Source organism: Microbispora sp. NPDC049633 (genome assembly GCF_040675265.1).
Taxonomy (GTDB): domain Bacteria; phylum Actinomycetota; class Actinomycetes; order Streptosporangiales; family Streptosporangiaceae; genus Microbispora; species Microbispora maris.
Genome location: NZ_JBFAOO010000368.1, coordinates 1 through 3,140, shown reverse-complemented (window position 1 = coordinate 3,140; position 3,140 = coordinate 1). Strand labels below are relative to the sequence as shown.

The 3,140-nt window shown below is 73.4% G+C and carries 3 protein-coding genes; 1 reads left to right on the top strand and 2 read right to left on the bottom strand.

Translation table 11 applies throughout. From position 1 onward, the window contains the following. Both AB0J39_RS38915 and AB0J39_RS38910 read right to left on the bottom strand, forming a co-directional pair. Positions 1–252: response regulator (locus tag AB0J39_RS38915; protein WP_363474150.1), on the bottom strand; the 252-nt coding region annotated here is incomplete at its 3' end. Between the two features lie 102 nt (positions 253–354). Beyond that, positions 355–1,890, bottom strand: a complete 1,536-nt coding sequence (locus AB0J39_RS38910; RefSeq protein WP_363474148.1) for an NAD(P)/FAD-dependent oxidoreductase — start codon at positions 1,888–1,890, stop codon at positions 355–357. A 198-nt stretch (positions 1,891–2,088) separates the two neighbouring features. On the opposite strand from AB0J39_RS38910, the gene AB0J39_RS38905 reads away from it, so the two are divergent. Next, positions 2,089–2,991, top strand: coding sequence for a pseudouridine-5'-phosphate glycosidase (locus AB0J39_RS38905; protein ID WP_363474146.1), 903 nt, complete (start codon positions 2,089–2,091; stop codon positions 2,989–2,991). The last annotated feature ends 149 nt before the right edge of the window (positions 2,992–3,140 follow it).

Sequence of the window (3,140 nt, the reverse complement as noted above, 5' to 3'; positions counted from 1 at the left end):
GGTCAGCATGAGGACCGGCACCCGCTTGCCGGAGGCGCGCAGCCGGCGGCAGGCCGTCAGCCCGTCGAGCCGGGGCATCATGACGTCGAGGAGCATCGCGTCGAAGTCCCCCCGCTCCAGGAGGTCCAGCGCGGTCAGCCCGTCCGCGGCGCTCTCGACCGCGTACCCCTCGAACTCCAGGCTGCTGCGCAACGCCTCCCTGAGGGCCGGCTCGTCGTCCACTACCAGCAGTTTCGCCGATTCCTCACGCACCGGCACAAGCTACCCGAGGGTCATGAGAATCCGCTTAAGGCCGCGGCTCCGGGTGGGCGAGGCGGGGCGCCGCCCGCGCCACGCGCGGCAGGGCGTGGCGCGTCAGACGCCGCCGAGAACGGCCATGGCGGCGTTGTGACCGGGGATGCCGCTGACGCCGCCGCCGCGCCGGGCGCCCGCCCCGCACAGCAGCACCCGCTCGTGCGCGGTCTCGACGCCCCACTGACCAGGCCGGGCCCCGTGGTCGCCCTCCTCGCCGTACGGCCAGGACAGGTCGTGGTGGAAGATGTGGCCGCCGGGCAGGCCCGCCTCCCGTTCCAGGTCGAGGGGGGTCTTGGCCTCCAGGCAGGGCTCGCCCGAGGGCGTGCGCAGCAGGCAGTCCTCGATGGGCTCGGCGAGCACCGAGTCGATCGAGGCGAGCGTGCGGGCCAGCGCCTCCCGCTTGGCCTGCGGGTCGGCGAACAGCCGCGCCGGCATGTGCAGGCCGAACAGCGTCATCGTGTGCGCCCCCGCCTCCCGCAGATCCCGGCCGAGGATCGAGGGGTCGGTGAGCGAGTGGCAGTAGACCTCGGCGGGCGGCAGCTCCGGCACCTTTCCCGAGGTTGCCTGCGCGTACGCCGCGGCGAGCTGGTCGCGGCTCTCGTTGATGTGGAAGGTGCCGCTGAACGCCTCGGCGGGGTCCACCGCGGGGTCCCGCAGCCGGGGCAGCCGCGACAGCACCATGTTTATTTTGAGCTGTGCGCCCTCGGGCCGCTCGGGCGTCTCGCCGAGCAGCCGGGCGAGCACGGCGGGCGGAAGGTTGGCCAGCACCTTCCCCGCGGTCACCACGTGCTGCGCGCCGTCGTCGAACGTGACCTCACCGATGTCCGGGTCGATCGCCAGGACCTCGGCCCCGGTGCGGATCTCGGCGCCGTGCCGCCGCGCGACCTCGGCGAGCTCGGTCGTCACCGCGCCCATGCCGCCGACCGGCACGTTCCAGTCGCCCGTGCCGTCGCCGATCACGTGGTAGAGGAAACACCGGTTGGCCAGCAGGTCGGTGGCCGTGTCGGCGAAGGTGCCGATCAGCGCGTCGGTGAGCACGACCCCGCGGACCGTGTCGTCGGCGAACCGCTCGTCCACGACCTCGCCGATCGGCCGTTCGAACAGGTCGCGCCACGCCTCGTCGTCCCCCACGGCCTCGCGAAGGTCCGTACGGCCGGGCAGCGGTTCGAGCAGCGTCGGCGCGACGCGTTCGGCCACGTGGGCGGTCATCCCGTAGAACCGCTCCCAGGCCGCGAGGTCGTGCCGTCCCCCGGTCACGGCCTCGAAGGACGCGGCGGTGCGCCCGGCGTCCTCGTTGTCCACGAGCAGGCCCGTGTCGCCGGCCGGGGTGTAGGAGGCGAAGCGGCGGCGGCGCAGGTCGAGGCGCAGCCCGAGGTCCTTCACGACCTTGGTGGGCAGCAGGCTGACCAGGTAGGAGTAGCGCGAGAGCCGCGCGTCCACGCCGGGGAACGCCCGGGCCGACACGGCGAGGCCGCCCACGTGCCCGAGGCGTTCCAGGACCAGCACCTCTCGCCCCGCCCGGGCGAGGTAGGCCGCGGCGACGAGGCCGTTGTGCCCGGCCCCGGCGATGACGACGTCGTAGTGCGAGCGTGGCATGGAGCGTTCTCCCGGTCGTACGTGGCTCGGTGTCGCGGGATGGGCCTGGGCGATTGCTCGCAACCTATCGCAAGTTCCCCCCCAAGACCCGGGCAGAATATGCCGAAGCGGACAATCCTCCGCTGGTGCGAAAACCAACCGAGCGATCCGGAGGGGCGGGAATGAGCGCACCGATGGTGAGCGGGAAACAGGAGAGACATGCGCGTTACCGATGAGGTCGCCGAGGCGCTGGCCACCGGCCGTCCGGTGGTAGCCCTGGAGTCCACCATCATCTCGCACGGGCTGCCCCAGCCCCGCAACCTTCAGGTCGCCCTCGAACTGGAGGACATCGTCCGGCAGGCGGGGGCCGTGCCGGCGACGGTGGCGGTGCTGGACGGCGTTCCCCGGGTGGGTCTGGACAAGGACGGGCTGGAGCGGATCGCGACCGAGCCGGGCCTGCGCAAGCTCGGCTTCCGGGACCTCGCCCCGGCCGCCGCGCTCGGGCTGAGCGGCGCCACCACCGTCTCGGGCACCTCGTTCCTGGCCGCCCGTGCGGGCGTGCGGGTGTTCGCCACCGGGGGTCTCGGCGGCGTCCACCGGGGCTGGACCACGGTGCAGGACGAGTCGGCCGACATCGACACGCTCAGCCGCACCCGGATCACGGTCGTGTGCGCCGGGGTGAAGTCGATCCTCGACGTGCCCGCGACGCTGCAGCGGCTGGAGACCAAGCAGGTCACCGTCGTCGGCTACCGGACCGACGAATTCCCGGGCTTCTACCTGCACAGCTCGGGCGAACCGGTCGACTGGCGCATCGAGACGCCGCAGGAGGCCGCCGGCATCATGCGGGCCCAGGACGCGCTGGCCGGGCTGGAGACCGCGCTGATCGTGGCCAACCCGGTCCCCGCCGACCTGCAGCTCGATCCCGGCCTGCACGACCGGGTGCTCGCGGAGGGCCTGCGCGCGGCCGAGGAGCGCGGGATCACCGGTCAGGCCATCACCCCGTTCCTGCTGGAGTACCTGGTCGAGGGCACGGGTGGCGCCTCCCTGGAGGCCAACCTCGCGGCCGTACGCGGCAACACGCGCCTGGCCGGGGAGATCGCCGCCTCCTGGGCGGCCGGGTGAGCGCTCTGCTGGTGATCGGCGACGTGGTCACCGACGTCGTCGCGCTGCACGACGGCCCCGCGGCCACCGGCACCGACACGCCCGCCGACATCGCGTTGCGGCCGGGCGGCTCGGGGGCGAACACCGCTTCCTGGGCCGCCCGGCTCGGC